The sequence below is a fragment of the Kineococcus sp. GCM10028916 genome (genome assembly GCF_042674865.1).
In the GTDB taxonomy this organism is placed as follows: Bacteria; Actinomycetota; Actinomycetes; order Actinomycetales; family Kineococcaceae; genus Kineococcus.
In genome coordinates, this window is sequence record NZ_JBHTFM010000003.1 from 302,933 (window position 1) to 327,775 (window position 24,843).

The window sequence follows — 24,843 nt, forward strand, 5'->3', positions numbered from 1 at the left end:
AGCAGCGCCCGTCACCCGGGCGCCCGGACGAGCCCGCCGTACCCGGTCACGCGACAAGACGGCGGACGTGAGGTTCTCGTGTCCTGGATCGTGCTCGTCGTCTCCGGTGTGCTGGAAGCGGTCTGGGCCACCGCCCTGGGCCGCTCGGCCGGGTTCTCCCGCCTCGCACCGACCCTCGTGTTCGCCGTCGCGCTGCTCGTCAGCACGGCCGGTCTGGCGTTCGCGATGCGCTCCATCCCCACCGGGACGGCCTACGCCGTCTGGGTCGGGATCGGCGCCGCGCTGACCGTCGGCTACGCGATGGCGACCGGGGCCGAGGCCGCGTCGCTGGTGAAGGTGGCGCTGCTGCTGGGCATCGTCGGCTGCGTGATCGGTCTGAAACTCCTGCACTGACCCCCGCCGGTCGTCAGCCGAGGCGGGTTCAGTCGAGGTGCGGGAGGTGGGCGGCGTAGGCGGCCCGCAGTTCGCGCAGGCGCAGGTTGTTCGCGGTGCCCCAGGCGGCCCAGTCGACGCTCCCGCCGTCGAGCGCGATCGCGAGCTGGTCGAGGTGCAGGTGCCAGGCGGCCAGCGACATCGGCACCCACTCGTCGTCGCCCTCGACGATGTTCGTCAGGCGCAACCGGGTGCGGGCCCGGAGGGCACCGACGTCGAGGGGTTCCAGTTCCCACCGCAGCCGGCCGTGCTCGGAGTTCGTGTGCTCCAGCAGGTTCGGGGCGTCCATGTCGACGATCTCGCCCGGCCACCACTCGAGCTCACCGGGCGGGCCCGTCAGCCACTCCAGCGAGAACTCGCCACCGACCTGCAGGTCGGTCCGCAGGTCGGCCCACCACAGCCGGGTCAGGGCCGGGACGGTCAGGGCGGTCCACAGCGCGGCGACCGGGTGGTCGTAGTCGCGGGCCAGGCGCAGGGTGGCGCGGTCTCCGCCGTGCAGGATCGCGTCGCCGATCGGTTCGATGCTCACGCCACCATCCTCGCGCACGGCGTCGTCCGCGGTCCGCTACCGGTGCTCGTCGCGGCGCGGGACGAGGGGCAACGCCGCCAGCGGGGCGAGGGCGACGAGCGCCATCGTCGAGGGGTACCCGACGGCGGTGACCAGCGCGCCGACCCCCGGCCCGACGGCGGAGGCGGCGAGGAACTGCCCGGTGTTCTGCAGCCCGAGGGCCTTGCCGGACCAGCGCGGTCCGGCGGCCTCGGCGACGGAGGTGAACGCGAGACCGTTGTCCGCGACGCTGACCGTCGAGGCCACCACGAGCACCGCGGCGATCGCCACCGGCCAGTGCGCGTACCCGACGGCGGCCAGCAGGGCCAGGACGAGGACGCCGGACACCGCGACCCAGCGCAGGACGCGGACCCGGCTGCCCACCCGGTCGCTGAGGACCCCGACGACGATGCGGCCCAGCGCGCCGACGAACTGCGCCCCTCCGACCACGACCCCGGCGAGCGTCTGGTCCCAGCCCAGCCCGACGGTGAGCCACACCAGGCCGAAGGTCGACAGGGTGAACTGCGGCAGGACGAGCAGGACGGACACCAGGTGGATCCGCAGCAGGAAGTGGTCGCGGCGGTAGGGGTTCTCCGAGGCGGCGTCGGTCAGCGCTGCGCGCGGCGGGTTGCGGATCCCGGCCGCGCACGCGACCGCCAGCACGGCCAGGACCCCGGCACCGAGCAGCAGCGGGGCGCCGATCCCCGCGGAACCCGCCAGCGGCGGCACGACGAGCGCCGCCACGGCCATCCCCAGGGGCTGGGACATCTGCCGCAGACCCATCGCGAGGCCGCGACGTTCGCGCGGGAACCAGCCGACGACGACGCGTCCGCTGGCGGCGTTCGTGCTGGCCGCGGCGGCTCCGCCGAACCCCAGGGCGAGGCCCAGGGGGAGACCGGACGTGCTCGCGGCGACCGCGGCGCACACCGCGGTGAGGGCCAGGCCGCCGGCGATCACCCAGCGTTCCCCGACCCGGTCGGCCAGCGCGCCCCACGCGACCAGGGTCAGGACCATGCCCAGGGTCGGCGCGGCGGCCAGGGTCCCGGCCTGCGCCAGCGGCAACCCGCGCTGCAGGTGGAGCAGGGGGATGAGGTACACCGGCGTGCTCACGAGGAGGGTCCCGGCCGCCTGCGCCGCGATCCCGAGGGTGAGCATCCGCCACGCGGCCGCGGGAACGCGGGGCGCTGCGGTGTACGTTGGTGGCATACCAAAACGGTATCCCACGAGGAGGCGACGTGTCGGACGGTCCCTACGAGACCCTGCGGGCCGCCGTCCTGGGGTTCGAGTTCGTGCCCGGCGAGAAGCTCAGCGAACGCGGTCTCGAGGAGTTCCTCGGCGCGTCCCGCACGCCCATCCGCGCCGCCCTGGTCCGGCTCGAGAACGAGGGCCTGACCGGGCGGGTGGGCCGCGGCTGGCGGGTCGCACCCATCGACCTCGCCGAGGTCCGGGCCGTCACCGAGCACCGCGAGGTCGTCGAGACCGGAGCGCTGGCCCTCGCCGTCGAACGCGCCACGCCCGCTGAACTCGCCGCGGTGCGGGCGCTCCTCGAGGCGGAACCCGTGGCCGACGACGAGGAGAGCGGCCTGCGGGGCGGCAGTGACTTCCACCTCGCACTGGTGCGGTTGTCCCGCAACCCCTTCCTGGTCGATGCCCTCACCGGCGCGCTGACCCGGCTGGCCCGCACCCGCTGGCTGGAGGTGCGGACCGCGGCGTCGCGCGAACAGGCCCGGACCGAGCACCGGGGGATCCTCGACGCCGTCGAGGCCCGCGACGCCGACCGGGCCGCGGAGCTCCTCCGCGCCCACAGCCGGGGGACGGCGGAGCGGTTGCTCACCCACCTGGCGCAGGAGCGGCGCCGGTTGCGCGGGCGGGGTTTCTCGATCGTCGAGAGTTCGACGGCGCCGCCCGCGCTGTGACCGGCGGTGAGCGTCCTCAGTCGGGCCGCATGCTGCTGGGGATCCGGTCCCGGTCGTAGGTGATCGTCGAGTAGCCGTGCGGCGCAGGCAGTCCGTCGGCGCCGAGGTTCACGAACACGATCTTCTCGATGGTCAGGATGCTCTGCCGGGTGATCATGTTGCGGACCTCCGCGCGCATCGTGAGCGACGTCCGGCCGAAGTCCGTCGCGCGCAGGCCCATCTCCACGAGATCACCCTGCTGCGCGGAGGAGACGAAGTTGATCTCGGAGATGTACTTCGTGACGACCTTGCCGTTGCCGAGCTGGAGGATCGCGTAGATCGCGGCCTCCTCGTCGATCCAGCGCAGCAGGCTGCCCCCGAAGAGGGTGCCGTTGGCGTTGAGGTCCTCGGGGCGGACCCACTTCCGCGTGCGGAAGTTCACCCGATCTGTGTCCATTTGTCCTGACATGACGGCACGGTAGCGGGGCCGCGCACGGCCCCGCCACCGGTGTCAGCAGGCCGGTTCGACCGCCACCCGGGCGCCGGTGTCGACGTAGGTGTTGCCGCTGACGCGCAGCCGGCCGGGGGCGATGACGCCGCCGTACTTGCTGCCGTGGCCGAAGCGGTTGTCGCGGAAGACGACGCTGGAGTCGATGTTCGCGCTGCACTTCACGTTGACGGAGAACGTGCCGCCGTCGAAGTAGTTCTTCTCGAACACGACGTCGCGCAGCCGCTTGGTCCCCGTCTCGGTGCCCAGCTGCACCGCGGAGTTCAGGAAGTCGTCGTCGCCCGCGGTCCGCGGGTCCAGGGTGTTGTGACGCACGAGGATCCGCTCACCGCTGGTGGACTGCAGGGCGTCGGTGTGGACGCCGTCGTGGCGCACCAGGGCGTGGATCCAGCTGTCGACCACGGTCACGTCGTAGCCCAGGCGCGGGCCGTCCTGGGTGCCGCGCACCTCGACGCGGCGCAGGGTGTAGTCGCTCCAGCCGATGGCGTTCTCGGTGCCGCCGTCGCCGCCGTCGATCTCGGAGTCCTCCATGACGAAGCCCTCGGCGTCGGTCAGCGCCACCGCCAGCTGGCGGCCGTCGGTGCAGGTGACGCGGGACCCGCGCACCACGACGTGGGCGGCGCGGACGGTGAGGCAGCCCATGTCGAGGCCGCTGAGGACCGTGCCGGGCTCGGTGACCACCACGTCACCGGTGCGGGTGAGGGTGGTGCCGGCGGGGACGCCGGTGGAGGCGGCGTTCGGCCAGCCGGCCGGGATGGCCGTCCGCGTCGCCGGCACCACGCGCAGGACCTTGAACACGGTCTGGGCGAGGTACTTGCCCTTGTAGAGCTTCGCGACGAGCGTGATCGAGCCGCTGCGGCCGCCGAGGTCCACGGTGGTGCGGGCCCGGTAGGTGCCGTCGGCCGCGGTGCCGGCGCCGAGGGTCCCGACCGGGGTGGTGCCGACGAAGTAGGTGCCGCGGTCGAAGGCCACGGGGGTGACGAGCTCGATCTCGACGTCCGTGGCCGGGATGCGGGCGTTGTTGACGGTGGTGCCGCCGTAGTTCATCACGGGCGCGACGGAGGCCTGGGCGGCCGGCGCGACACCGGCGCCCGCGGCCAGCGCGGCCAGGACGGCGGCGGTGGCCAGCAGGGCGCGGGAGCGGCGGGGGCGGCGAGGGGTGGGGGTGGTGACGGGCTGAGACACGGGGGATCCTCCGGGGGGTGAGGGGTGGTTCGTCGTTCCCCTTGGACATCGGGCCGGGCTTGAGAGCACTGGCTGCGCCGGTGGGGTGCTGGCGAACGGGTGACGTCTTGCAACGGAGCGCCGGGAGGCTACCCGGGGCGTCCGACGCGACCTGTTCGCCGTGAGTTCACCGCCCGATCACCGGGCCGTCGGCCGGCGCGGGGCGGCCCGGGGTTGCATGCCGGCGTGCACCTGACCCCTGACCTCGGCATGACCGTTCGTGACGACGAGGACGAGCCGGAGCTGCTGACGCCCGACGGCAGCGTCGTGGACACCTGGCGCGAGGACTACCCCTACGACGAGCGCCTCGGCCGCCCCGAGTACGACGCCGAGAAGCGGTTGCTCCAGATCGAGCTGCTCAAGCTCCAGCGCTGGCTTAAGGAGTCCGGCGAGCGCATCGTGGTGCTCTGCGAGGGACGTGACGCCGCGGGCAAGGGCGGCACCATCAAGCGCTTCATGGAGCACCTCAACCCGCGCGGGGCCCGCGTCGTGGCGCTCGAGAGGCCGAGCGAGCGCGAGTCCACCCAGTGGTACTTCCAGCGCTACGTCCAGCACCTGCCGGCCGCCGGGGAGTTCGTCCTGTTCGACCGCTCCTGGTACAACCGCGCCGGGGTCGAGCGGGTCATGGGGTTCGCCTCGGCCGCGGAGTACGACCGGTTCGTGACCCAGGCCCCGCTGTTCGAGCGGATGCTCGTCGACGACGGGATCCACCTGGTGAAGTTCTGGTTCTCGGTGACCCGGGCCGAGCAGCGCACCCGCTTCCTCATCCGCCAGATCGACCCGGTCCGCCAGTGGAAGCTGTCGCCGATGGACCTCGCGAGCCTGGACCGCTGGGACGACTACACCGCGGCCAAGGAGGCGATGTTCTCCACCACGGACACCGACTTCGCCCCGTGGACGGTGGTGAAGACCAACGACAAGAAGCGTGCCCGCCTCGCCGCCATGCGCCACGTGCTGGCGATGTTCGACTACGACGACAAGGACGCCGAGGTCGTCGGCGGGCCGGACCCGCTGCTCGTCGTGCACGCGCGGACGATCCTCGAGACGGACCGCCGCCCCGCCGCCTGAGGCCACCGGAGCGGTCCACGGGGCCGCGCCCGCGGGGTCACCACGACCACCACGGGTGCGGTTGCCGTGACCCTCCGTCCCGCCGGAAGGCCGGGTTCCCGACGCGGGATGAACGCCGCGTGAACTCTCCCGCCGGAGGGCTGAAGTGGCTTCTCGCGGGTACTGCGGAGGGGCAGCCTTTCCACCGTGGAGACAGCAACGCTCATCCTCGTGCTGGTCGTCGTGGTGGCGCTCACCTTCGACTTCACCAACGGCTTCCACGACACGGCCAACGCGATGGCCACGTCCATCGCCACCGGAGCTCTGCCACCCAAGGTGGCCGTGGGCCTCTCCGGCATCCTCAACCTCGTCGGGGCGTTCCTGTCCGTCGAGGTCGCCCTCACCGTCTCGAACGCGGTCGTCAAGATCCAGGACAAGAGCGGTGCCCCCAAACCCGAACTGCTCGACGGCGGGGGCTCGGCGCTCCTGCTGATCGTCCTCGCCGGCCTCGTCGGCGCGATCGCCTGGAACCTGCTGACCTGGCTGATCGGTCTGCCGTCCAGCTCCTCGCACGCCCTCTTCGGCGGTCTGATCGGCGCGACCGTCGCCGGCCTCGGCTGGGCGGGCGTGAACTGGAACGGCGACGGCACCAAGATCGACGGCGTCGTGGGCAAGGTCATCATCCCCGCGGTCGCGTCGCCGATCCTGGCCGCGATCGTCGCGACCGTCGGCACCTTCGTCGTCCACAAGGTCATCTCGGGCGTCGCCCAGCGCTTCACCGACCAGGGGTTCCGCTGGGGCCAGATCGGCTCCGCCTCGCTGGTGTCGCTGGCGCACGGCACGAACGACGCGCAGAAGACCATGGGCGTCATCACCCTCGGGCTGATCGCCTCCGGGCACTGGTCCAGCACCGAGTCCATCCCGTTCTGGGTCAAGGTCGCCTGCGCCCTCGCCATCGCCTCCGGGACCTACCTCGGCGGCTGGCGGATCATCCGCACCCTCGGCAAGGGCCTCATCGAGATCACCCCGCCGCAGGGCATGACCGCCGAGACCGCGTCCGGCGCGGTCATCCTGATCTCCAGCCACCTGGGCTTCGCGCTCTCCACCACCCACGTGACGACCGGTTCGGTGCTCGGCGCCGGCCTCGGCAAGCCCGGTGCCGTCGTGCGCTGGCGGGTCGCCGGCCGCATGGTCATCGCCTGGGTGACGACCATCCCGGCCGCCGGGATCGTCGGGGCCCTGATGTGGTGGATCGGCCACGCGCTGGGCGGCGGCGCCGTCGGCGCGATCGTCATCACCGCGATCCTGGTCGCCTTCACGCTCGTCGTGATGCGCCACTCGCGCAAGAACCCGGTGCACGCCGGCAACGTCAACGACGAGTGGGAAGCGAGCGAGGGTGCCGACCGCACCCCCGCCGCGGTCTGAGGGGAAGAACGACATGGTCCAGAACCTGACCCTCGTCGGCGACGCGCTGTGGAAGATCCTCCTCGTCGCCCTCGTCCTGGGCGCCGGCCTGCCGGTGCTCTTCTCCGCCGGTGTGCGCTCGCTGGCCTACGGGGCCGGCGGCTCGGCCGAGACCAGCCACGCACCGGGGCACCCGGTCGGGAAGGTCCTCGCGGTCGTCTGCTTCGCGATCGTCGTCCTGGCCGTCGCGCTCGGCATCACGTTCATCGTGGCCAGCGGGTTCGGCAAGGCGCTCAGCTTCGAGCACGTCGTCCCGACCATCGTCGACAAGTGAGGGGACAGCCATGACCTCCAGCTCCACGAACCTCGCGACCCGCGTCGTCGACTGGCTGCGCGCCGGGTACCCGGGCGGCGTCCCGCGCCAGGACTACGTGGCCCTGCTCGGCCTGCTGCGCCGCAAGCTCACCGACGAGGAGGTCCACTCCATCGCCGCCGAGATCGTCGGTCTCGCCCGTCAGGGTGAGGTCATCACGGTCTCCGACGTGGAACGCCTCATCAACGAGGCCACCCTCGACGAACCGGCGACCGCCGACGTCGCCCGGGTGTCCTCGCACCTGGCCGCCGGTGGCTGGCCGCTCGCGGACCACCCCCGCGACTGAACGACTCCACCCCGACGCCGCACCCCCTCGAGGGGGTGCGGCGTTCGTCGTCCCACGGCACGGTCCCACCCAGACGGGCCCAGGGCGGGCACCCGGTGTTTGCCCCGACGTGATCTCCCAGGCACACTCCCGCCGTGACCCCCACGCGCGATACCGGGACCGTGCTCAACGACTGGTTCGAAGGGCTCGACGTCGAGGACACCGAGGAGGCCTTCTTCTGCCTCCGGACGGGCAGCTACTCCCGCAAGCTGCTGACGTCGCTGCGGCGGGTGCTGGCCCCCGCCACCGCCACCCGGCACGGGCTCGACGACCCGCACACCGCCGCCCCGGGCGATCCGCTGAGCGCCAGCGTCCAGACGTTCCTGCGCGAGCACCTGCTGGCCGGGGAGACCGCCGACCTCTGCGCGGTCCAGCACCCGTTGCCCCTCCAGCGGCGGCGGACGACGGCCCTGCGCGACGTGCGAGGCTGCCGTCCGTGAGCACGCCCGAGGCGCCGCCGCACCGTGATCCGCGGCTCCTCGTGCTCGTCGGCGCCGGCGGCGCGGTGGGGACCCTGGCCCGCTGGGCGGTCTCGGCCGGCGTCCCCGTGGTGTCCGGGTGGCCGCTCGCGACGCTCACGGTGAACCTCCTCGGGTCCTTCGCGCTGGGCCTGCTGCTGGAGTCCCTGCTGCGGCGGGGACCGGAGACCGCCGCGCTGCGTCGCCGGCGCCTCGGGCTCGGGACGGGGTTCTGCGGCGGGTTCACGACGTTCTCGAGCTTCGCCGTCGAACTGGACCGCCTGGTCAGCGGGGGGCACCCGGCGACCGCCCTCGGCTACGCCGCGGTCAGCCTGCTCGGCGGCCTGGTCGCCGTCGTGCTCGGCCTCGCCTGCGCGGTGCGGACCCGGTGATCCTGCTCCTCGCCCTGGCCGGCGGTCTCGGCGCCGCGGCGCGGTTCGCCCTCGACGGGGAACTGCGCGCCCGGCGTCCCTCGGAGTTCCCGTGGCCGATCCTGCTCGTCAACGTCCTGGGTTCGTTCCTGCTCGGGTTCCTCACCGGTCTCGTCCTCGACGGCGCGGACGAGCGGTGGCACCTCGTCCTCGGCGTCGGCTTCTGCGGCGGCTTCACGACGTTCAGCACCGCGATGGTCGACACCGTCCGGCTCGCCCAGCGGGGGGCGGTGCGCTCGGCGACGCTGAACCTCCTCGGGACCCTGGCGACCACCGTCCTCGCGGCCGCCTTCGGGTGGGGACTGGCCGTCCTCCTGTAACCTCGACCCCAGGTGTGCCGGGAAGTCTGGTCGGCGGTCCCGTCAGGGATCTCGCCCCTCATCGATCCCGGAAGCAGGTCGCTCCGTGCCCACCCCGCCCTCCACCGCTCGCCGTCTCCTCTTCCCCCGCGGTTCCTGGGAGGAACGCACCCGTCTCACCGACGTCCTGCGCAAGGAGACCACCGGCGGGGTCCTGCTGCTGGTGCTGACCGTCGTCGCGCTGGTCTGGGCGAACCTCCCCGGCGGCAGCTACGAGGACGTGCGGCAGTTCCACCTCGGGCCCGCGACCCTGCACCTGAACCTCTCGATCGAGCACTGGGCCGCCGACGGCCTGCTGGCGATCTTCTTCTTCGTCACCGGCCTCGAACTCAAGAAGGAGTTCGTCGCCGGCGACCTGCGCAGCCCCCGCGCGGCGGCCCTGCCGATCGCGGCGGCGCTCGGCGGGATGGCCGTGCCCGCCCTGCTGTTCGTGCTGGTCAACGTGCTGCACCCCGACGCCCCCGAGGGGGCGCTGGTCGGCTGGGCCACCCCCACCGCCACCGACATCGCGTTCGCGCTCGGGATCCTGGCCGTCGTCGGCTCGCACCTGCCGTCGGGGTTGCGGACGTTCCTGCTGACCCTCGCGGTCGTGGACGACCTGCTGGGCATCACCGTCATCGCGGTCTTCTACACCGAGCAGGTGAACTGGCTGCCGCTGCTGCTGGCCCTCGTGACGCTCGCGGCCTTCACCGTCGCGGTGCAGCTCCGGGTCCGGGCGTGGTGGCTGCTCGTCCCCCTCGCCCTCGCGACGTGGGGCCTGGTCCACGCCTCGGGGATCCACGCCACGGTCGCGGGGGTCCTGCTGGGGCTCGTGGTCCCGGTGCTGCGCAGCGAGAAGAACGGTGGCCCGGACGCCGGGCCGGGCCTCTCCGAGCACTTCGAGCACCGCTGGCGACCGCTCTCGACGGGGTTCGCCGTCCCCGTCTTCGCCCTGTTCTCCGCCGGGGTCGCCATCGGCGGCGCCTCGGGTTTCGCCGCCGCGATGGAGGACTCCGTGGCCCTCGGCGTGATCGCCGGCCTCGTGCTGGGCAAACCGATCGGCATCGTCGCCACCACCTGGATCGTCTCGAAGGTGACGAAGGCCGAGCTCGACGAGAACCTGCGCTGGATCGACGTCCTGGGCATGGCGATGCTGGCCGGGATGGGGTTCACGGTCTCGCTGCTCATCGGGTCGCTCGCCTTCGGGGAGGGCACCGCAGCCGGTGAGCACGTGACGCTCGGGGTGCTCGTCGGGTCGGCCGCCTCGGCGGTCCTCGCGGCCGTCGTGCTCTCCACCCGCAACCGCGTGTACCGCCGGATCGAGATCGAGGAGGGTGTCGACGCCGACGGGAACGGCATCCCGGACGTCTACGAACGCTGACCGCCGGGAGCGGGTGGACGGGATCACACCCGCCCCGTCTTGACGTCCGCCCGCGGCCGCCGCGATCGTGCAGGGATGCGCCACGGATCCCGGCCGTGCTGAGGAGTGCGGTGCTCGACACCGCGGACCTGCAGGACCAGGCGTGCGCGCTCTACCGCGACGTGCTGGGCCACGGCGAACCCGGGATGGAACTCAACCCGCGGCTGCTCTCGGCGCTGGTGCGCAACGGGGGTTCCGCCGTGGGCCTGGTCGAGGGGGAGCGCCTGGTCGCGTTCGCCTACGGCGTGCACGCCCACGACGCGGACGGCGACTACCACTACTCCCAGAGCGCCGCCGTCGCCCCCGACCACCAGGGTCTGGGGCTCGGCCGGCGCCTCAAGCAGGCCCAGGCCGACGTCGTCCGGACGGGCGGGGTGACGACGATGCGCTGGGCCTACGACCCGGTGCTGGGCCGCAACGCCCACTTCAACCTCGACGTCCTCGGCGCGCGGGCGCGCTGGTTCGTCGACGACTTCTACTTCCGCCCCGGCACGGACCGGGTGGTCGTCGAGTGGGACCTGCGCGGCCCGCCCCCTCCCGCGCCCGTCGTCGAGGAACTCCACCTCCCCTCCGGTCCCGTGACGGCCGAGGTCCGGGCCGACCTGCGGAGGGGTTTCCGCGCCCTGCTGGACGCCGGGTACGTGGCCGTCAGCTGCGGCCGGGCCGAGCACGGCGGGTCGGTCTACGGTTTCGGGCGTCCCTCATGAGAACCACCTGCCTGACGAGAACCACCGAGGAGCGAGCGTGAAGATCGTCCGTGCCGACCTGCACCAGGTGCGCCTGCCGCTGGTCCACGAGTTCCAGACCAGCTCGCACCGCAAGAGCTTCCTCGAGCACCTGCTGGTGGAACTCACCGACGAGGACGGCCGCACGGGGTGGGGTGAGATCGCCTGCCCCAGCGACCCGTTCTTCGCCCCCGACACCGTCGCGACGAGCTGGCTGGTGGCGACGACCTACCTGCTGCCCGCCGTCGTCGGACGTTCCGTCTCCTCCGCCCCGGAGGTCTCGAGCGCCTACGCCAAGGTGCGCGGACACCAGTTCGCGAAGGCCGGGGTGGACGTCGCGGCGTGGTCGTTGTGGTCGGCCCGCCAGGGGGTCCCGCTGTCCGCGGCGCTCGGGGGAACGCGGTCCTCGGTCGTCGCGGGGGTTTCGCTGGGCATCGAGAAGACCATCGACGACCTGCTGGAGCAGGTGCACCACCACCACGTCGAGTCCGGGTACCCGCGGGTCAAGCTGAAGGTCCAGCCCGGGTGGGACGTCGAACCGGTCCGCGCCGTGCGCGCCGCGTTCGGCGACGACCTGCTGCTGCACGTCGACGCCAACGGCGCCTACTCCGACTCCCCGGAACACCTGGCGGCGTTGCGGGCCCTGGACGGGTTCGGGCTGACGATGATCGAGCAGCCGTTCGCGCCGCGGGCGTTCACGACGTCGGCGGAGTTCCAGCGTTCGGTCCAGACGCCCGTCTGCCTGGACGAGTCGATCGACACCGTCGACGACCTGCGGACCGCGCAGGCCCTGGGGTCGGGGCGGGTGCTGAACGTCAAGGTGTCGCGGATGGGCGGTCTGAGCACCGCGCTGGCGGCGCACGACCTCGCCGTCGAGTTCGGCTGGCCGGCCTGGGTCGGGGGGATGCACGAGTTCGGGGTGGGGCGCGCCGCGAACGTCGCGCTCTCCAGCCTCCCGGGTTTCACGATGCCCTCCGACGTGTCGGCGTCGGAGAAGTACTACGCCCGTGACGTGACGACGCCCGTCACCGCCGCCGACGGGGTGGTGGTGGTCTCCACCCTCCCCGGGCTGGGCGTCGAGGTGGACCGGGAGTTCCTGGTGCAGAACCGGGTCCGGGCCGAGGGTTTCACCGCGTGAGCCGCCGCCCGGTGGGGATCAACCGGTGGTGAGGACCATCCGGAAGCGGGCCTGACCGGAGCGCATCCGCTCGAAGGCCTCGGCCGCCCCGGCGAGCGGGCGTTCCTCGATCAGCCCGCGGATCCCCTGGTCGACGGCGAAGCGGAGGTTGTCCTCGTTCTCGATCGCGCGGCCGGTGAGGGAACCCTCGAGGACGGCGTCACCGAAGATCAGGCTCAGCGCCGGGACCGCGATGGGCTGGGCGCCGGCGCCGACGACCATCAGGTGGCCGCCGTGGGCCAGGCCTCCCAGCAGGGCCGAGGTGGAATCACCGGCCGCGGCGGTGGCGACGATGACCCGGGCCCCGCCCAGCCGCTGGAGTTCGGCCGCCACGTCGTCGGCGACCGCGTCGAGGTAGTACCGGGCCCCGAAGGACCGCGCCTGCTCCTCCTTGGCCCGGCCCCTGGCGATCGCGACGACCCGCAACCCCGTGCGCGCGGCGTACTGGAGGCCGAGGTGCCCGAGCCCGCCGATCCCCTGGACCGCCACGAGGTCCCCGGCCCGCGCTCCGGCCTTGAGCAGCGCGTTGTAGACGGTGAACCCGGCGCACAGCAGGGGCGCGGCCTCGGCGGAGGTCAGCTCGTCGGGAACCGCCACCAGGCCGCTGGCCCGCGCGTAGGCCACCTCGGCGTAGCCGCCGTCGACGCTCGAGCCGGTGAGGGGCTGGTCGGCGCAGGCGACGAAGTTCCCGCGGCGGCAGGCGTCGCACACCCCGCAGTGCCCACCGAGGTACCCCACGCCGACCCGCTGGCCCAGGGACCAGCCGGAGACTCCGTCGCCCAGGGCGTCGACGACGCCGACCACCTCGTGGCCCGGAACGCGCGAGGGTTCGTGCGGTGCGTGCGGCTGCACGGTGAACACGTCGGTGTGGCAGATGCCGCACGCCTGGACCCTCAGGCGGACCTGCCCGGGGGCCGGGTCGACCAGGGGCCGGGTCGAGGGGGCCAGCGTTCCGTCCGGTGTGACGTCCAGGACGGCGTAGGTGCTCACGGGCGCCCCGACAGGGTCGGTCGTCCCGCTCAGAGGTCGCGGGTCTCGGTGCGGCGCGTCGTGGCGTTGCGGGTGGGGTCGGTGCTCGTCACGCTCGTCGTCCGCTGGGTCCGGGGCCGGAACAGCGCGAACTCGAGGACGATCCCGAGGACCCCGACGACCATGAGGATCACCCCGACCGTCTTGAGGTCGACTCCGCTGAAGGAGACGTGCACGGCGAAGGCGAGGATCGCTCCGACCGCGAGGAGGAAGATGCTGGTTCCCAGGCGCATCCGTCGAGCGTCCCGCGTCCGCCGTCGAAGCGCACCCCGGGGGAGGCGACCACCCCCGGGGCCGGGGTCGTGCGAACCGTCGTCGGGCCTGGTCCCGCCCGGTCCGTCGGCGTAGCGTCGCGCCGTGGGCAGCACGGACCCGGTCGACACCAACCCCGATTCCTACGCCGTCGTCTTCGAGAACGACCGCGTCCGCGTCCTGGAGTACCGCGACGTCCCGGGTCACCGCTCCGTGCCCCACGAGCACCCCGACAGCGTCATGGTCACCCTCAGCTCGTTCCGGCGCCGCTTGAGCGCCGGGGACCGCCAGGTCGACGTCGAGCTCCCCGGCGGGGCCGTCCGGTGGCTGGGCGCCCAGGGCCACTCCGGCGAGAACACCGGTGACACCGAGACGCACTGCCTCTTCGTGGAGCTCAAGGAACCCGCCCCCGTCCCGCGCGAGGGGGCGCCCCCGCTCGGACCCAGCGACGCCGCCGCGCGCGTCTGACCGGACCGGGGCCCGCCGGAGGCAACCTCGCGGGGCGCTGCGTCGTCTGGAGAGGTGTGGGGGGTTCGTTCGAGGAGTTCGTGAGCACCGGCAGCGACCGGCTGCTCGGCTTCGCGCTGCTCCTGACCGGCGACCGCGGCCACGCGGAGGACCTGCTGCAGGACGTGCTGGAGCGGATGTACGTGCGCTGGCGCCGGATCGACGACCCGCACGCCTACGCCCGCACAGCGCTGGCCCGCAAGGTCACCGACCGGTGGCGGGCGCGCGCCCGTCGACCGCGCGAGGTCGTCTTCGAGGACCACCACGACGACCCCGTGGCCGACGGTGCCGCGGAACGGGCCGAACGGTCCCGGGTCGTCGAGGCGCTGCGGAACCTGCCGCCGCGGCAGCGCGCCGTCATCGTCCTGCGCTACTTCGAGGACTGGTCGGAGGAGCAGATCGCGGACCAGCTCGACGTCTCGCGCGGGACGGTCAAGAGCCAGGCCTCCAAGGGACTGGCTGCACTGCGGCAGCGGATGGACGAGTCGAACGAGGGGGTGGGCGCACGGTGGACGAAGGGCTGAGCGGCTGGGAGGACCGGCTGCGACACGAGCTCGACGCGTCGGTCCGCGACGTCCGGGCGGGCGACGACCTCGTCGTGCGGACGCGCGAGGGGGGTCGCCGCCGGCTGCGTCGTCGGCGCGCGCTGGTGACGTTGCCCGCGGCCGTCGTCGTGGCGGGGGGTGCGGTGTGGGCGGGGCGCCAGGTGGCGCCGCAGCCGGTGACCCCGGCGGGCAGCCCGGTCACGGCCGCCTCGACGCCGCTCGGGGTGGCGACGGATCCGCCCGTCCTGACGATGGAGGAGGGCGCCGCCCGTGACGTGTTCTTCGGCGCCGGGTACACCTACGACGACGCCGTGGAACTCGGGGGGTTGTGGGGCACCGACCCCTACGAGGCCAAGATCCGCGGCGGGCAGGCCCTGGAGAACGGCGAGGCCCTCCCGATCTCCCGCTGATCCGGGGCAACGCGACGGGTCCGCGAGGCGTCTTCCAGGGCATGAGCGACAACGACACCCGGATCACCCGGACCCCGGCGAACCGGCGCGCGGCGCGGATCGTCACGGCGACCATCGTCGCGGGCGGCATCGCCCTCGCCGGCGGGACGGCCTACGCCGACGCGGACACCGACGCGCCGCCGCCCGCCTCCACCCCGGCGGCGGTTCCCGCGACCGGCACCAACACCGACGAGAGCATCGACCTGAGCACCGACGCGGACCAGGCCTCGCGCGAGGTGTTCTTCGCGGCGGGCTACACCTACGACGACGCCGTCGTCCTCGGTGCGCAGTGGTCGCAGGACCCGTGGGAGGCGAAGGTCACCGGCGGCGAGAAGCTCACCGCGGGTGAGACCCTGCCGATCGCCCCCGGCAGTTCCCCGACGGCTCCCAGCGACCCGGGGACCGGGGTCGGGGTCGGCGACGACGAGTCGGCGGCCGTCGACGCGTTCTTCGCGGCGGGGTACACCTACGCCGACGCCGTCGCCCTCGGTACCGTCTGGAACGTGGACCCGTGGGAGGCGAAGGTCACGGGCGGCGGGAAGCTGCTCGCGGGCGAGACCCTGCCGGTCGCGCCCTGACGTGAGCACGAGCCTGCCGCGCGCCGGTTTCGAGGTCGAGCTGCTCGCTCCCGCGGGGGTGAGCAGGCTCGACCTCGCGCAGGAGATCGCTTCCCGCGCAGGGGGATCGGTGCGTCGCAGGTTCCACGTCGACACCGAGGCGTCGTCGGCGCCGGGGGTTTCGACGTTCTGGCACCTGACCCCCGCCTTCGACGTCCTCGACGCCGGGGGCGGGGCGGTGTGCTCCCTCGTCGACGACACGACGATCGTCGCCGACCTCGACGCCCGGGCGCCCTCGAAACCCGGGTGGTACCGGATCCTCAGCGACGACCCGCGGCTGCTGCGCCTCGTGGAACGTCACGCCGACCCGGCGGAGGGGATCGGGTCGGTGCTGGACCCCGTCGCGGAACTGTTCGGCGTGCGGGTCCGGGACGCCGGGGGTGTGCGCAGGCTCGACGACTCCGCGGGGGCGACGATCGCGCTGGCGGCGCCGCTGCCGGGGGAGCGCGAGCGTCCCTGCGAGGTCGTGACCCCGCCGTGGGTGGACGACCACGTCCGGCGTCTGGAGGAACTGCTGGAACCCGCCCGCGACCTGGGTTTCACCGTTCCGGCCGAGGCGGCCGTCCACGTGAACCTCGACGCCGGACCGTTCCGGGACGTCGGGCGGTTCCGCCACGTCGTGTCGACGTTCGGGGAACGTCGCGAGGAACTCCGGGGGCTGTTCGCGACGAACCCGCGCTGCACCCGGCTCGCGCCGCTGCCCGCGGAACTCGTGGAACTCGTCCGACGGGACTGGCCGGACTGGGGTTCGCTGCGCACCGCCGCGGCCGCCACGGGCGTGAGCAAGTTCAGCGACGTGAACCTGACGCGGGTGCTGGGTGTGCGTCCGGGACCCGACGTCCTCGAGGTGCGGATCCTGCCCGGGGCGATCGACGGGGCGTCGATCGGTGGGCGGTTCGTTCAGCTGGTGGAGTTGTTGCGCTCGACCAGGTAGGTGTGGCCGCCGCGGGTCACGCGTTCCCAGCCGTCGAAGCCGGCGCTGGCCTCCTCCGGGGTCCGCGGCCCGCGCTGCGGCCCCTCCTCCTGCGACACCTGTGCTGGGCCGGTGAAGTTGAAGACCGCGTCGAGGAAGAGGTCGAAGAGGCGGTTCCGGGACCGGGGGCGCTGCAGGGAACGCGGGGTCCGCACCGGGTCCGACGACGATGCTTCGTGCATGAATCGTTAGTGTACGCGTGATCGGCGACCTCGTCGAGGTGACGCTCGCCACGCCCTCGCCCACGACACGGTCACCGGGCGGGTCCTTGCCGGAACGGCAAGGAGGCTCGACCGCGGGAGCCCGGTCGCGGACGATCGGTCCATGCCGCACTTCGACCTCACCGCCCGCGACGCCCGTGAACTCTGGGAGGGCATGTACTCCTCCGGCCACGGGCACGTCTGGAGCGGAGAACCCAACGCCGCGCTGGTCGACGCCGTCGCCGACCTCACCCCGGGCAGCGCCCTGGACCTCGGCTGCGGGGAGGGCGGTGACGTCCTGCACCTGGCCCGCCTCGGCTGGCGGGTCACCGGCGTCGACGTCTCCGACACCGCGGTCGAGCGGGCCCGCGCGCACGCCGCGCAGGCCGGGGTCGAGGCCCACTTCGAACGCCACGACCTCGGTCGGACCTTCCCCGCGGGGGAGTTCGACCTGGTGACGGCGTCCTTCCTGCACTCCTTCGCCTTCCTCGACCGGATCGACGTGCTGCGCCGCGCGGCGCAGGCCGTCGCCCCCGGGGGTTCGCTGCTCGTCCTCGGTCACCACACCGTCCCGCCGGCCCAGCTCGAGCGCTGGCGCGACGACGGCGTCGTCATCGACCTGCCCTCGCCCGCGGAACTGCGCGAACGGCTCGCGCTGCCGGGGGAGTGGCGCCTCGGACGCGACCTCATGACCGAACGGACGATCACGTTCGAGGACGGCAGCACCTTCGTCGGAGCGGACGGTGTCCTGCGCCTGGACCGCAGCTGACCTGCGGGAATGCGGGTCCGTTCACCCTGGCGTGGTAATTCTTGGCCCATGCCGTCCCCGCGCCTGGCCCTCACCCGCACCTACCTCGCGCCGAGCTCCGAGCGGGCTCCCGGCGGCGGTGAGCTGCCCGGCGTCGCCGACGTCGGCCCCGTCGTCGACGTCGTCAGCGAGGAGACGCACTACGACACGGCCGACCTCGCGCTGGCCGCGGCCGGCGTCTCGGTGCGGCGCCAGACGGCCGAGCGCACCAGCCCCGCGCCCCGCGGCTGGGTCCTGGAGGTGCCCGGCCGGGGACCCCGCACCCACGAGGTCCGCCACGCCCTGGGTCGGGCCGTGCGCACCGCACCCGCTGCGCTGCAACGCCTCACCTGGGCCGCGGCCCGTGGACGCGCCCTCGGTCCCGTCCTGGCGCTGACCACCAGCGCGAACCAGCGCGACCTGCTCGACGCCGACGGCCTCGTCGTCGCCCGCCTCACCACGCGCGCCGTCTCCGCCCGGGCGCTCGCGCCCGAGGACGCCGTCGCGCAGACCTGGTCGGAGTGGCAGGTCGAGGTCGTCGACGGTCGCCGCGACCTGCTCGACGCCATCACCGACGCCTGGGAGGCCCTCGGCGCCGAGGAGTCCGACCGCACCGCGCAGCTGCGCACCGTCCTCGACGGCCCGGACGACGACGAGGGCGACGACGCCGTCTCGGTCGACGACAGCGCCGGCGCGGCCGTCCTCGCCCGGCTCGCGCAGGACGTCGGCTGGCTGCTGTCGCAGGACCCCCTGGCCCGCATCGACGCCCCCGACGCCGTCCGCTCGCTGCGGGTGGCCGCCCGCCGCCTGCACAACGTGCTCGGCACCTTCGCCCCGCTCTTCGCCGAGGACGCCACCGACGCGCTGCGCGCCGACCTCGCCTGGATCACCGAGGTCACCCGCCCCTCCCGCGACCTCGAGGTCCTCGCCGAGCAGCTGCTCGAGGACCTCGACGAGGAGGCCGCGGGCCACGTCGCCGGGACCGGCACCGGTGACCCCGCCGTCGTCGCCGACCGCGTCCGGGCGATCCTCACCGAACGGGCCGACGCCGCCCACGCCGCGGTGCTCGAGGCGCTGGACTCCCAGCGCTACCGCGACCTCGTCGCCGCCCTCGAGGCGTTCGTCGCCGACCCGCCGACGGTGAAGCCCGCCCGCCGCGACGCCCGGAAGGTCCTGCTGCCGCTGGTCTCCGAGGCCCACCGCGCGGTGCGCGACGCGTACCGCGACGTCGACCTCGACGACCACAGCGAGATCGACCACGACGTCGACCACGCCACCGCCGACGACGCCGCGGCGCTCACCCGCCTGCGGGTCGCCGCCGCCGCCGCGCGCGACGCGGCCGCCGTCGTCGCGCCCCACGTCGGGGAACCGGCCGAGGAGTACGTCGACGTCGTCAAGGAACTCCTCGACGTCCTCGACGAGCACGCCGAGACCGTCGTCGCCCGCGAGTTCCTCGCCGGTCTCGTCGACGACTTCGGCTCCGGCGCGTTCGTCCTCGGACGCCTCCACGCCCTCGACGAGGTCCGCTCCGCCGTCGCGTTCCACGACGTCGAGAGCGCCTGGGACGCCGCCAACCGCAAGAAGCTCCGCCGCTTCATGAAGTGACGCGTTCACCCCGGTCCCCCTCCACGACGGGGGTCCGGGGCCGGGCGGGTGGCTAGGGTCGGGGGGTGAGCGAGTCCCCCACGACCCCGTCCGCCGAGTTCTCCACCCCCGTGACGCTGACCGGGTCACGGGTGGTGCTCGAACCGCTGAGCCACGAGCACGCGGACGGGCTGCGCGCCGTCGTCGCCGAGGGCGACCTGCACCGGACCTGGTACACCCACATCCCCGCGCCCGACGCCGTCGAGGCCGAGATCGACCGGCGGCTCGGGTTGCAGGCCCGGGGCGAGATGGCGCCGTGGGCCGTCCGCCGTCTCGACACCGGCGAGGTGTGCGGGGCCACGACGTTCATGGCCGTGCGGCCCGCGGCGCGCAAGCTCGAGATCGGGTCCACGTTCTACGCGAAGAGCGCGCAACGCACCGGCATCAACACCGAGACCAAGTTGCTGCTGCTCACCCGGGCCTTCGAGGAACTGCGCTGCATCGCCGTCGAGTTCCGCACGCACTGGCACAACCACCAGTCCCGCGCCGCGATCGCCCGCCTCGGCGCGAAGCAGGACGGTGTGCTGCGCAACAACGACATCTGGCACGACGGTTCCTACCGCGACACCGTGGTGTTCTCGATCCTCGACCAGGAGTGGCCGGCCGCCCGCACCGACCTGCGGTACCGGTTGCAGCGATGACCCCACTGGAGCACGGGGCGCCGGCGCTCTCCCTGCGCGGGCTCACGAAGCGGTTCGGCGCCAAGGTGGCCGTCGCCGGGATCGACCTCGACGTGCCCGCGGGTTCCTTCTACGGGGTCGTCGGCCCCAACGGTGCCGGCAAGACGACGACGCTGTCGATGGCGACCGGGTTGCTGCGACCCGACGCCGGGCGGGCGTTCGTCCTCGGCCAGGACCTCTGGGCCGACCCCGTCGGCGGCAAGCGCCTCCTCGGCGTCCTGCCCGACGGCGTCCGGTTGTTCGACCGCCTCACCGGCCTGGAACTCGTCCGCTACGCCGGGTTGCTGCGGGCCATGCCGCGCGACGTCGTCGAGTCGCGGGCGCGTGAACTCCTCGACGCGCTGGGGTTGTCCGAGGCGGGGAACACCCTCGTCGTCGACTACTCCGCCGGGATGACGAAGAAGGTCGCCCTGGCCTGCGCGCTCGTCCACGCCCCCCGCCTGCTCGTCCTCGACGAACCCTTCGAGGCGGTCGACCCGGTGAGCGGGTCGACGATCCGCTCGATCCTCTCCGCCTACGTCGGGGGCGGCGGGACCGTCGTGCTCTCCAGCCACGTCATGGACCTCGTCGAACGGCTGTGCGACCACGTCGCCGTCATCGCCGCGGGCCAGGTCCTGGCCGCGGGGGAACTGTCCACCGTCCGCGGCGGAGGCACCCTCGAGGAACGTTTCGTCGACCTCGTCGGCGGCGGGCGCGACGTGTCCGGGACCCTGGACTGGCTGCGGTGACCGCGCCGCCGCTGCGGACCCTCGTCGGTCTCAAGCTCCTGCTGCTGCGCAACGGGTTCCGCCGCAGCAGCTGGCAACTCGTGGCGTTCGTCCTCGGGGCGGTCTGGGCGCTCGTGCTCGTCCTGACGCTGGGCGGGGGACTGGTCGCGCTGCGGTTCGGCCCGATGGACCTCGCGGGGCCCGTCGTCGTGGGTGGCGGAACCCTGGCCGTCCTCGGGTGGGCGTTCCTGCCGCTGGTCGCGTTCGGCGTCGACGAGACCCTCGACCCCGGCCGGTTCGCGACCTTCGGGGTCCCGCGCCGTGCCCTCGTCCCCGGGTTGCTCCTCGGCGGGCTCGTCGGGATCCCCGGGGTGGCGACGGCCCTGCTCGCGGTGGCCGTCGTCGTGTCCTTCTCCCGGTCCGTCCCCGCGGTCCCGTTCTGCCTGGTGGCCCTCGCCGTGGGCGTCCTCACCGCCGTCGCGGCCTCGCGCACCACGACGACCGTCGCCGCCGCCGTCCTGCGCGGGCGCCGCACCCGCGACGCGCTCGCGGTGCTCGGCGGGGTCCTCGCCGTCGGCATCGGACCGGGGTTCAACGTCGCCCTGCAACGCGCCGGCGACGTCGTGCAGCTGGGACGCGACATCGCGGGGGTCGCCGGGTGGACCCCACCCGGTTTCGCCTTCGCCGCCGCGGCCGACGCCGCCGACGGCCGCTGGGGCACCGCGCTGCTGCGGTTCCTGCTGGCCCTCCTCGTCCTCGCCGGGCTGCTCTGGGCCTGGACCGCCGCCCTCGGACCCGCCGGCACCGGGCCGACCGGTCGGGGCGACACCGGGGGCGCACGCGTCGACACCCGCACCCACCCCGTCCTGGACCGGCTGCCCGCCAGTCCCGCCGTCGCCGTCGCCGTGCGCTGCAGCCGCTACTGGCGCCGCGACCCCCGCTACCTGCTCAGCGCCGCGTCGCTGCTGGTGATCCCGCTCCTCGTCGTCGTGCTGCCCGCCTCCCAGGGCCGCGGCTTCGGCGCCTGGCTGCTCGCCGCCGGTCCCGCGCTCGCCTTCGTGATGGGCTGGTCGCTGCACAACGACGTCGCCTACGACCACTCCGCCTTCGCCCTGCACGTCGCCGCCGGGGTCCGCGGCCGCGACGACCGGGCCGGTCGCGTCCTCGCCGCGGCGCTGTGGCAGGTCCCGGTGGCCCTCGTCGTCGCCGTGGCCGGTGCGGTGCTCAGCGACCACGCCGACCTCGTGCCCGCCGTCCTCGGCGCGACCCTCGGGCTGCTCGGAGCCGGTCTCGGCGTCTCCAGCGTCGCGAGCGCCCTCGCCCCCTACCCCGCGCCGCCGCCCGGGGCGAACCCCTTCCAGCAACCCCGCGGCGCCGGGGCCGCCGCCGTGCTCGCCCAGCTCGCGACGTCCGGTCTCACCACCGCCCTCGCGCTGCCCGCGCTGGTCCCGGCCGTCCTCGCCCTCGTCGGCCCGGCCTGGGCCGGCTGGATCGCGCTGCCCGTCGGGATCGTCCTCTGCGGGCTGTGGACGTGGCTGGGCATCACCCAGGGCGGGGCCGTGCTGGACCGCCGGGCCCCGGAGGTCCTGGCCCGCGTCAGCGGCTCGTGATCGCCTGGGGTGAGGTCCTCCCGGTCGCGGCCGCGCTCGTCCTGCTGGCCGGGATCGCCGTCGGGGTCGGGCACCTCGGCGGCCTCCGGCAGGGGCGCGACGTCGTCGTGGTCGTGGCCCGCGCCGTCGTGCAGATCGTCCTCGTCGGACTCGTCCTCGGACTGGTCCTGCGGACCCCGTTCCTCGCCCCGCTCTACCTGGCGCTCGCCCTCGGCGTCGCGTCCTGGACGTCCGCGCGGCGGCTGGCCTTCAACCGGGTCTGGCCCGTGACGGCGCTCGCGATCGGGTCGGGGGCGGTGGTCTCGGCGGCGGTCGTCGTGGGCACCGGGGCCCTGCAGTGGCACGTCCTGCAGGTCCTGCCCTTCACTGCGCAGCTCATCGGCGGGGCCATGAGCGCGACGACGCTGGCGGGACGCCGGATGCTCGACGACGTCGACGCGGACTGGGCGAGCGTCGAGGGGTGGCTGGCGATCGGGGCCACCCCGGCGCAGGCCGTCGCGCCGCTGGGCCGGACGGCCGCGGCGCGGGCGCTCGCCCCCGCGCTGGACCAGACGCGGACGGTCGGTCTGGTGACGCTGCCCGGGGCGTTCGTCGGGCTGCTGCTGGGCGGGGCCGGCCCGCTGGAGGCGGCCCGTGTGCAGTTGCTGGTGCTGGTGGGGCTGATCGCCGCGGAGACGATCGCCGTGGTGGTCGTCACGACCGGTCTGGGGCGCCGGCTGGAGTTCCGGCCGGAACGTGCGTGAGGCGCTCCACGAACCACCCGGGAACAGAGCAGGGCCCTCCCACGGCGTGCGTGGAAGGGCCCTGAACTGGTGGTCGAGAGGGTCTCAGAGAACCCGCACGTCCTCGGCCTGCGGACCCTTCTGGCCCTGCGTCACCTCGAACTCCACGCGGGCGTTCTCCTCCAGCGAGCGGTAGCCGTTGCCACCGATGGCGGAGTAGTGCACGAAGACGTCGGGGCCGCCGCCGTCCTGTTCGATGAAGCCGAAGCCCTTCTCAGCGTTGAACCACTTGACGGTGCCCTGGGCCATTTGTTCTCCAACACGTTCCGGTCGATCAAGCCCCGCGACGACCGCGGGACTCGGGCTGAGGGGGAACGTCACACCGGACCTGTGGTCCGGGCGACGCCCGCAGGCACTCCGCGGGCGTACGAAACGATCGAGGAGCTGCGGTGACCTGCAGCCGTGGGGAAGCTAACACGCAAGGTGCGAGTCTGCGCAAGACCTCCACGCCACCCGATCGCGGCCGGTCGCGACCCGCGACCCGCGCCGGCGCGGTCCTGGCCCCCTGCCGTGGGTCAGAGCGCGTCGACGGCCAGCACGACGGACGCCGCCGACCAGCCGAGCGGGGCGGGGCCGGCCGGTGAACCGTCGGCGAGGACCTTCTCGGGGATCGCGCCCCAGCCGGTCCGGTGCGAGTTCAACCAGTCGAGCCAGGCGCGGGCCTGGGCCGGCCGGCCGCTGCTCGCCGCGGCGTGGGCGACGAGGGCGGTCTCGGGCGTCCAGGAGATCCCGTCCCGCTTCCACCCCGACCCCGGGGCCAACCCGCCGGCCGGACGCAGCGCCGCCACCTGGTAGGCGTCGAACGCCGCCAGCACAGCGGGTTCGGCCCGCGCCGTGAACGGCGGCAGCAGGAACGTCACCGCCGCGTCGACCCCGCCGGAGGGTTCGTCGGGTTCGGCGTAGCGGGCGAAGCCGGCCGGGGCGAAGTGCGCGCGGACGACGGTGTCCAGCCGGTTCGCGCACCGGTCGACCGACAGGGCGCGGGTTCGTTCCCCGAGTCGGGAGTACACCGCCGCCGCGGCGTGCAGACCCGCCACCAGCGGGGCGGCTGTTCCGAGGGTGAGCAGGGTCTCGCGACGTTCCCAGTAGTCGGAGGAGGGGTCCGGCAACCGTTCCCCGTCGTCGGTCCGGCCCAGGACGAACTCCGTCGCCGCGTCGAGGACGGGCCGCAACTCCTGCGCCCGCTCCAGCGCCGAACCGGGCGACGGGTCGGCGTCGAGGGCCTCGCGCAGGGCCCACAGCGTCCATCCCGCGCCGTCGTCCTGGCGTCGCCGACCGTCGGGGGTTCCCTCCCCGTCCAGCAGGTAGCGGGCCTCGAACCCGCCGTCGTCCAGTTGCACGTCGGCGAGGAAGTGCAGGACGCGGGTCGCGTCGTCGGTGTGGCCCGTGCGGGCGAAGGCCACGGCCGCGAACGCCGAGTCCCGCGGCCACGCGTAGTTCCAGCTCCGGGCCGGCCCGGCCGCGACGGCTCCGCTGCCGGCGGTGAGGGCGCGCAGGTCCAGCAGACCCTGTCGCACCATCTCGGCGTAGGGACCGTCGGCACCCGGCACGACCCCCTCGGCCAGCCAGGCCGCGTCGGCCTCCGGGTCCGGGGTGTGCCAGGACGCCTCGGTCAGCAACCGGGGCGGGGGGGCGGCCTCGGTCCGTTCCGGCACGACCATCGACCCGACGCCGGCGGTGAGGACGAGCGTCGTCCCGCCCGCGGCCAGCAACCACCGTCGACGCACACCCACCCCCTCCGCCCGGACCCGGTCCCC

Annotated in this window: 32 protein-coding genes and 1 riboswitch; of the genes, 23 read left to right on the forward strand and 9 right to left on the reverse strand. The window is 73.8% G+C overall.

Going from position 1 to position 24,843, the window contains the following annotated elements; all coding sequences use genetic code 11:
* Position 1 precedes the first annotated feature (1 nt).
* A riboswitch (guanidine-III (ykkC-III) riboswitch) is annotated at positions 2–68 on the forward strand.
* Between the two features lie 10 nt (positions 69–78).
* Entirely contained in the window at positions 79–393 is a 315-nt protein-coding gene (locus tag ACFQ46_RS03975; protein WP_380257406.1) for a DMT family transporter, read from the forward strand.
* A gap of 28 nt (positions 394–421) precedes the next feature.
* Here ACFQ46_RS03975 and ACFQ46_RS03980 read toward each other — a convergent pair whose 3' ends face one another.
* Positions 422–961, reverse strand: coding sequence for an SRPBCC domain-containing protein (locus ACFQ46_RS03980; protein WP_380257408.1), 540 nt, complete (start codon positions 959–961; stop codon positions 422–424).
* 36 nt (positions 962–997) lie between these two features.
* Complete coding sequence (locus ACFQ46_RS03985; protein ID WP_380257410.1) at positions 998–2,185, reverse strand: MFS transporter; 1,188 nt, start codon at positions 2,183–2,185, stop codon at positions 998–1,000.
* Between the two features lie 29 nt (positions 2,186–2,214).
* On the opposite strand from ACFQ46_RS03985, the gene ACFQ46_RS03990 reads away from it, so the two are divergent.
* Positions 2,215–2,895 carry a GntR family transcriptional regulator gene (locus ACFQ46_RS03990; protein WP_380257412.1) on the forward strand — a complete coding sequence of 227 codons (681 nt, stop codon included), beginning with the start codon at positions 2,215–2,217 and terminating at the stop codon, positions 2,893–2,895.
* A 16-nt stretch (positions 2,896–2,911) separates the two neighbouring features.
* Here the strand turns inward: ACFQ46_RS03990 and ACFQ46_RS03995 are convergent, their stop codons facing one another.
* Positions 2,912–3,316, reverse strand: a complete 405-nt coding sequence (locus ACFQ46_RS03995) for an acyl-CoA thioesterase (RefSeq protein ID WP_380257414.1) — start codon at positions 3,314–3,316, stop codon at positions 2,912–2,914.
* A 69-nt stretch (positions 3,317–3,385) separates the two neighbouring features.
* Positions 3,386–4,567: a hypothetical protein gene (locus ACFQ46_RS04000; RefSeq protein WP_380257416.1), complete on the reverse strand. Its 1,182-nt coding sequence runs from the start codon at positions 4,565–4,567 to the stop codon at positions 3,386–3,388.
* Between the two features lie 249 nt (positions 4,568–4,816).
* Between ACFQ46_RS04000 and ppk2 the strand changes: the two genes are divergently transcribed.
* The 10 genes from ppk2 (at position 4,817) to menC (ending at position 12,265) form a co-directional block, all read left to right on the forward strand.
* A complete protein-coding gene (gene ppk2, locus ACFQ46_RS04005; RefSeq protein ID WP_380258413.1) occupies positions 4,817–5,674 on the forward strand; it encodes a polyphosphate kinase 2 in 858 nt (285 codons plus the stop codon).
* 186 nt (positions 5,675–5,860) lie between these two features.
* Positions 5,861–7,078, forward strand: coding sequence for an anion permease (locus tag ACFQ46_RS04010; RefSeq protein ID WP_380257418.1), 1,218 nt, complete (start codon positions 5,861–5,863; stop codon positions 7,076–7,078).
* A 13-nt stretch (positions 7,079–7,091) separates the two neighbouring features.
* Positions 7,092–7,391 carry a hypothetical protein gene (locus ACFQ46_RS04015; RefSeq protein ID WP_380257420.1) on the forward strand — a complete coding sequence of 100 codons (300 nt, stop codon included), beginning with the start codon at positions 7,092–7,094 and terminating at the stop codon, positions 7,389–7,391.
* Between the two features lie 10 nt (positions 7,392–7,401).
* Entirely contained in the window at positions 7,402–7,716 is a 315-nt protein-coding gene (locus ACFQ46_RS04020; protein ID WP_380159249.1) for a DUF3349 domain-containing protein, read from the forward strand.
* 134 nt (positions 7,717–7,850) lie between these two features.
* Positions 7,851–8,195 carry a hypothetical protein gene (locus ACFQ46_RS04025; RefSeq protein WP_380257422.1) on the forward strand — a complete coding sequence of 115 codons (345 nt, stop codon included), beginning with the start codon at positions 7,851–7,853 and terminating at the stop codon, positions 8,193–8,195.
* Entirely contained in the window at positions 8,192–8,605 is a 414-nt protein-coding gene (locus ACFQ46_RS04030) for a fluoride efflux transporter FluC (protein WP_380257424.1), read from the forward strand. Before ACFQ46_RS04025 ends, ACFQ46_RS04030 begins: the two co-directional genes overlap by 4 nt.
* Complete coding sequence (gene crcB / locus ACFQ46_RS04035; protein ID WP_380257426.1) at positions 8,602–8,964, forward strand: fluoride efflux transporter CrcB; 363 nt, start codon at positions 8,602–8,604, stop codon at positions 8,962–8,964. Before ACFQ46_RS04030 ends, crcB begins: the two co-directional genes overlap by 4 nt.
* An 85-nt stretch (positions 8,965–9,049) precedes the next feature.
* Positions 9,050–10,363 (forward strand): Na+/H+ antiporter NhaA, encoded by a 1,314-nt coding sequence (nhaA, locus tag ACFQ46_RS04040; RefSeq protein ID WP_380257428.1) that lies wholly within the window; start codon positions 9,050–9,052, stop codon positions 10,361–10,363.
* A gap of 110 nt (positions 10,364–10,473) precedes the next feature.
* A complete protein-coding gene (locus ACFQ46_RS04045; RefSeq protein ID WP_380257430.1) occupies positions 10,474–11,109 on the forward strand; it encodes a GNAT family N-acetyltransferase in 636 nt (211 codons plus the stop codon).
* Between the two features lie 37 nt (positions 11,110–11,146).
* Complete coding sequence (menC, locus tag ACFQ46_RS04050) at positions 11,147–12,265, forward strand: o-succinylbenzoate synthase (RefSeq protein WP_380257432.1); 1,119 nt, start codon at positions 11,147–11,149, stop codon at positions 12,263–12,265.
* An 18-nt stretch (positions 12,266–12,283) separates the two neighbouring features.
* Here the strand turns inward: menC and ACFQ46_RS04055 are convergent, their stop codons facing one another.
* Both ACFQ46_RS04055 and ACFQ46_RS04060 read right to left on the reverse strand, forming a co-directional pair.
* On the reverse strand, positions 12,284–13,294 hold the full coding sequence (locus ACFQ46_RS04055) for an alcohol dehydrogenase catalytic domain-containing protein (RefSeq protein WP_380257434.1): 1,011 nt from the start codon (positions 13,292–13,294) through the stop codon (positions 12,284–12,286).
* Between the two features lie 29 nt (positions 13,295–13,323).
* Positions 13,324–13,566, reverse strand: coding sequence for a DUF6458 family protein (locus ACFQ46_RS04060; protein ID WP_380257436.1), 243 nt, complete (start codon positions 13,564–13,566; stop codon positions 13,324–13,326).
* Between the two features lie 124 nt (positions 13,567–13,690).
* On the opposite strand from ACFQ46_RS04060, the gene ACFQ46_RS04065 reads away from it, so the two are divergent.
* The 5 genes from ACFQ46_RS04065 to ACFQ46_RS04085 are packed head-to-tail and all read left to right on the forward strand — an operon-like array spanning position 13,691 to position 16,637.
* On the forward strand, positions 13,691–14,053 hold the full coding sequence (locus tag ACFQ46_RS04065; RefSeq protein WP_380257438.1) for a cytoplasmic protein: 363 nt from the start codon (positions 13,691–13,693) through the stop codon (positions 14,051–14,053).
* 56 nt (positions 14,054–14,109) lie between these two features.
* Positions 14,110–14,616: a SigE family RNA polymerase sigma factor gene (locus ACFQ46_RS04070; RefSeq protein ID WP_380257440.1), complete on the forward strand. Its 507-nt coding sequence runs from the start codon at positions 14,110–14,112 to the stop codon at positions 14,614–14,616.
* Positions 14,601–15,047 (forward strand): hypothetical protein, encoded by a 447-nt coding sequence (locus ACFQ46_RS04075; RefSeq protein ID WP_380257442.1) that lies wholly within the window; start codon positions 14,601–14,603, stop codon positions 15,045–15,047. The genes ACFQ46_RS04070 and ACFQ46_RS04075 overlap by 16 nt, the downstream gene beginning before the upstream one ends.
* 41 nt (positions 15,048–15,088) lie before the next feature.
* Positions 15,089–15,664, forward strand: coding sequence for a hypothetical protein (locus ACFQ46_RS04080; protein ID WP_380257444.1), 576 nt, complete (start codon positions 15,089–15,091; stop codon positions 15,662–15,664).
* A 1-nt stretch (position 15,665) separates the two neighbouring features.
* The gene (locus ACFQ46_RS04085) at positions 15,666–16,637 is read left to right on the forward strand and encodes an amidoligase family protein (RefSeq protein ID WP_380257446.1); all 972 of its coding nucleotides are present in this window, start codon (positions 15,666–15,668) and stop codon (positions 16,635–16,637) included.
* Here ACFQ46_RS04085 and ACFQ46_RS04090 read toward each other — a convergent pair.
* The gene (locus ACFQ46_RS04090) at positions 16,604–16,858 is read right to left on the reverse strand and encodes a hypothetical protein (protein ID WP_380257448.1); all 255 of its coding nucleotides are present in this window, start codon (positions 16,856–16,858) and stop codon (positions 16,604–16,606) included. The genes ACFQ46_RS04085 and ACFQ46_RS04090 overlap by 34 nt on opposite strands.
* A 142-nt stretch (positions 16,859–17,000) precedes the next feature.
* On the opposite strand from ACFQ46_RS04090, the gene ACFQ46_RS04095 reads away from it, so the two are divergent.
* The 6 genes from ACFQ46_RS04095 (at position 17,001) to ACFQ46_RS04120 (ending at position 23,047) form a co-directional block, all read left to right on the forward strand.
* Entirely contained in the window at positions 17,001–17,645 is a 645-nt protein-coding gene (locus tag ACFQ46_RS04095; RefSeq protein ID WP_380257450.1) for a class I SAM-dependent methyltransferase, read from the forward strand.
* Between the two features lie 48 nt (positions 17,646–17,693).
* The gene (locus tag ACFQ46_RS04100) at positions 17,694–19,268 is read left to right on the forward strand and encodes a CHAD domain-containing protein (RefSeq protein ID WP_380257452.1); all 1,575 of its coding nucleotides are present in this window, start codon (positions 17,694–17,696) and stop codon (positions 19,266–19,268) included.
* A gap of 65 nt (positions 19,269–19,333) precedes the next feature.
* Positions 19,334–19,948 (forward strand): GNAT family N-acetyltransferase, encoded by a 615-nt coding sequence (locus ACFQ46_RS04105; RefSeq protein WP_380257454.1) that lies wholly within the window; start codon positions 19,334–19,336, stop codon positions 19,946–19,948.
* A complete protein-coding gene (locus tag ACFQ46_RS04110) occupies positions 19,945–20,715 on the forward strand; it encodes an ABC transporter ATP-binding protein (protein ID WP_380257456.1) in 771 nt (256 codons plus the stop codon). The genes ACFQ46_RS04105 and ACFQ46_RS04110 overlap by 4 nt, the downstream gene beginning before the upstream one ends.
* Positions 20,712–22,304 (forward strand): hypothetical protein, encoded by a 1,593-nt coding sequence (locus ACFQ46_RS04115; protein WP_380257458.1) that lies wholly within the window; start codon positions 20,712–20,714, stop codon positions 22,302–22,304. The genes ACFQ46_RS04110 and ACFQ46_RS04115 overlap by 4 nt, the downstream gene beginning before the upstream one ends.
* A complete protein-coding gene (locus tag ACFQ46_RS04120) occupies positions 22,301–23,047 on the forward strand; it encodes an ABC transporter permease (protein WP_380257460.1) in 747 nt (248 codons plus the stop codon). Before ACFQ46_RS04115 ends, ACFQ46_RS04120 begins: the two co-directional genes overlap by 4 nt.
* An 84-nt stretch (positions 23,048–23,131) precedes the next feature.
* Here ACFQ46_RS04120 and ACFQ46_RS04125 read toward each other — a convergent pair whose 3' ends face one another.
* Entirely contained in the window at positions 23,132–23,335 is a 204-nt protein-coding gene (locus tag ACFQ46_RS04125; RefSeq protein WP_328294115.1) for a cold-shock protein, read from the reverse strand.
* A 266-nt stretch (positions 23,336–23,601) separates the two neighbouring features.
* On the reverse strand, positions 23,602–24,819 hold the full coding sequence (locus ACFQ46_RS04130; protein WP_380257462.1) for a glycoside hydrolase family 15 protein: 1,218 nt from the start codon (positions 24,817–24,819) through the stop codon (positions 23,602–23,604).
* Positions 24,820–24,843 lie beyond the last annotated feature (24 nt).

What these genes read in the sequence shown, in the direction of transcription:
- ACFQ46_RS04100 (WP_380257452.1), top strand. Translation starts at nt 17,694, where the DNA reads ATGCCGTCCCCGCGCCTGGCCCTCACCCGCACCTACCTCGCGCCGAGC.
- ACFQ46_RS04060 (WP_380257436.1), bottom strand. Translation starts at nt 13,566, where the DNA reads ATGCGCCTGGGAACCAGCATCTTCCTCCTCGCGGTCGGAGCGATCCTC.
- ACFQ46_RS04020 (WP_380159249.1), top strand. Translation starts at nt 7,402, where the DNA reads ATGACCTCCAGCTCCACGAACCTCGCGACCCGCGTCGTCGACTGGCTG.
- ACFQ46_RS04080 (WP_380257444.1), top strand. Translation starts at nt 15,089, where the DNA reads ATGAGCGACAACGACACCCGGATCACCCGGACCCCGGCGAACCGGCGC.
- ACFQ46_RS04090 (WP_380257448.1), bottom strand. Translation starts at nt 16,858, where the DNA reads ATGCACGAAGCATCGTCGTCGGACCCGGTGCGGACCCCGCGTTCCCTG.
- ACFQ46_RS04015 (WP_380257420.1), top strand. Translation starts at nt 7,092, where the DNA reads ATGGTCCAGAACCTGACCCTCGTCGGCGACGCGCTGTGGAAGATCCTC.
- ACFQ46_RS04110 (WP_380257456.1), top strand. Translation starts at nt 19,945, where the DNA reads ATGACCCCACTGGAGCACGGGGCGCCGGCGCTCTCCCTGCGCGGGCTC.
- ACFQ46_RS03985 (WP_380257410.1), bottom strand. Translation starts at nt 2,185, where the DNA reads ATGCCACCAACGTACACCGCAGCGCCCCGCGTTCCCGCGGCCGCGTGG.
- ppk2 (WP_380258413.1), top strand. Translation starts at nt 4,817, where the DNA reads ATGACCGTTCGTGACGACGAGGACGAGCCGGAGCTGCTGACGCCCGAC.
- ACFQ46_RS04095 (WP_380257450.1), top strand. Translation starts at nt 17,001, where the DNA reads ATGCCGCACTTCGACCTCACCGCCCGCGACGCCCGTGAACTCTGGGAG.
- ACFQ46_RS04125 (WP_328294115.1), bottom strand. Translation starts at nt 23,335, where the DNA reads ATGGCCCAGGGCACCGTCAAGTGGTTCAACGCTGAGAAGGGCTTCGGC.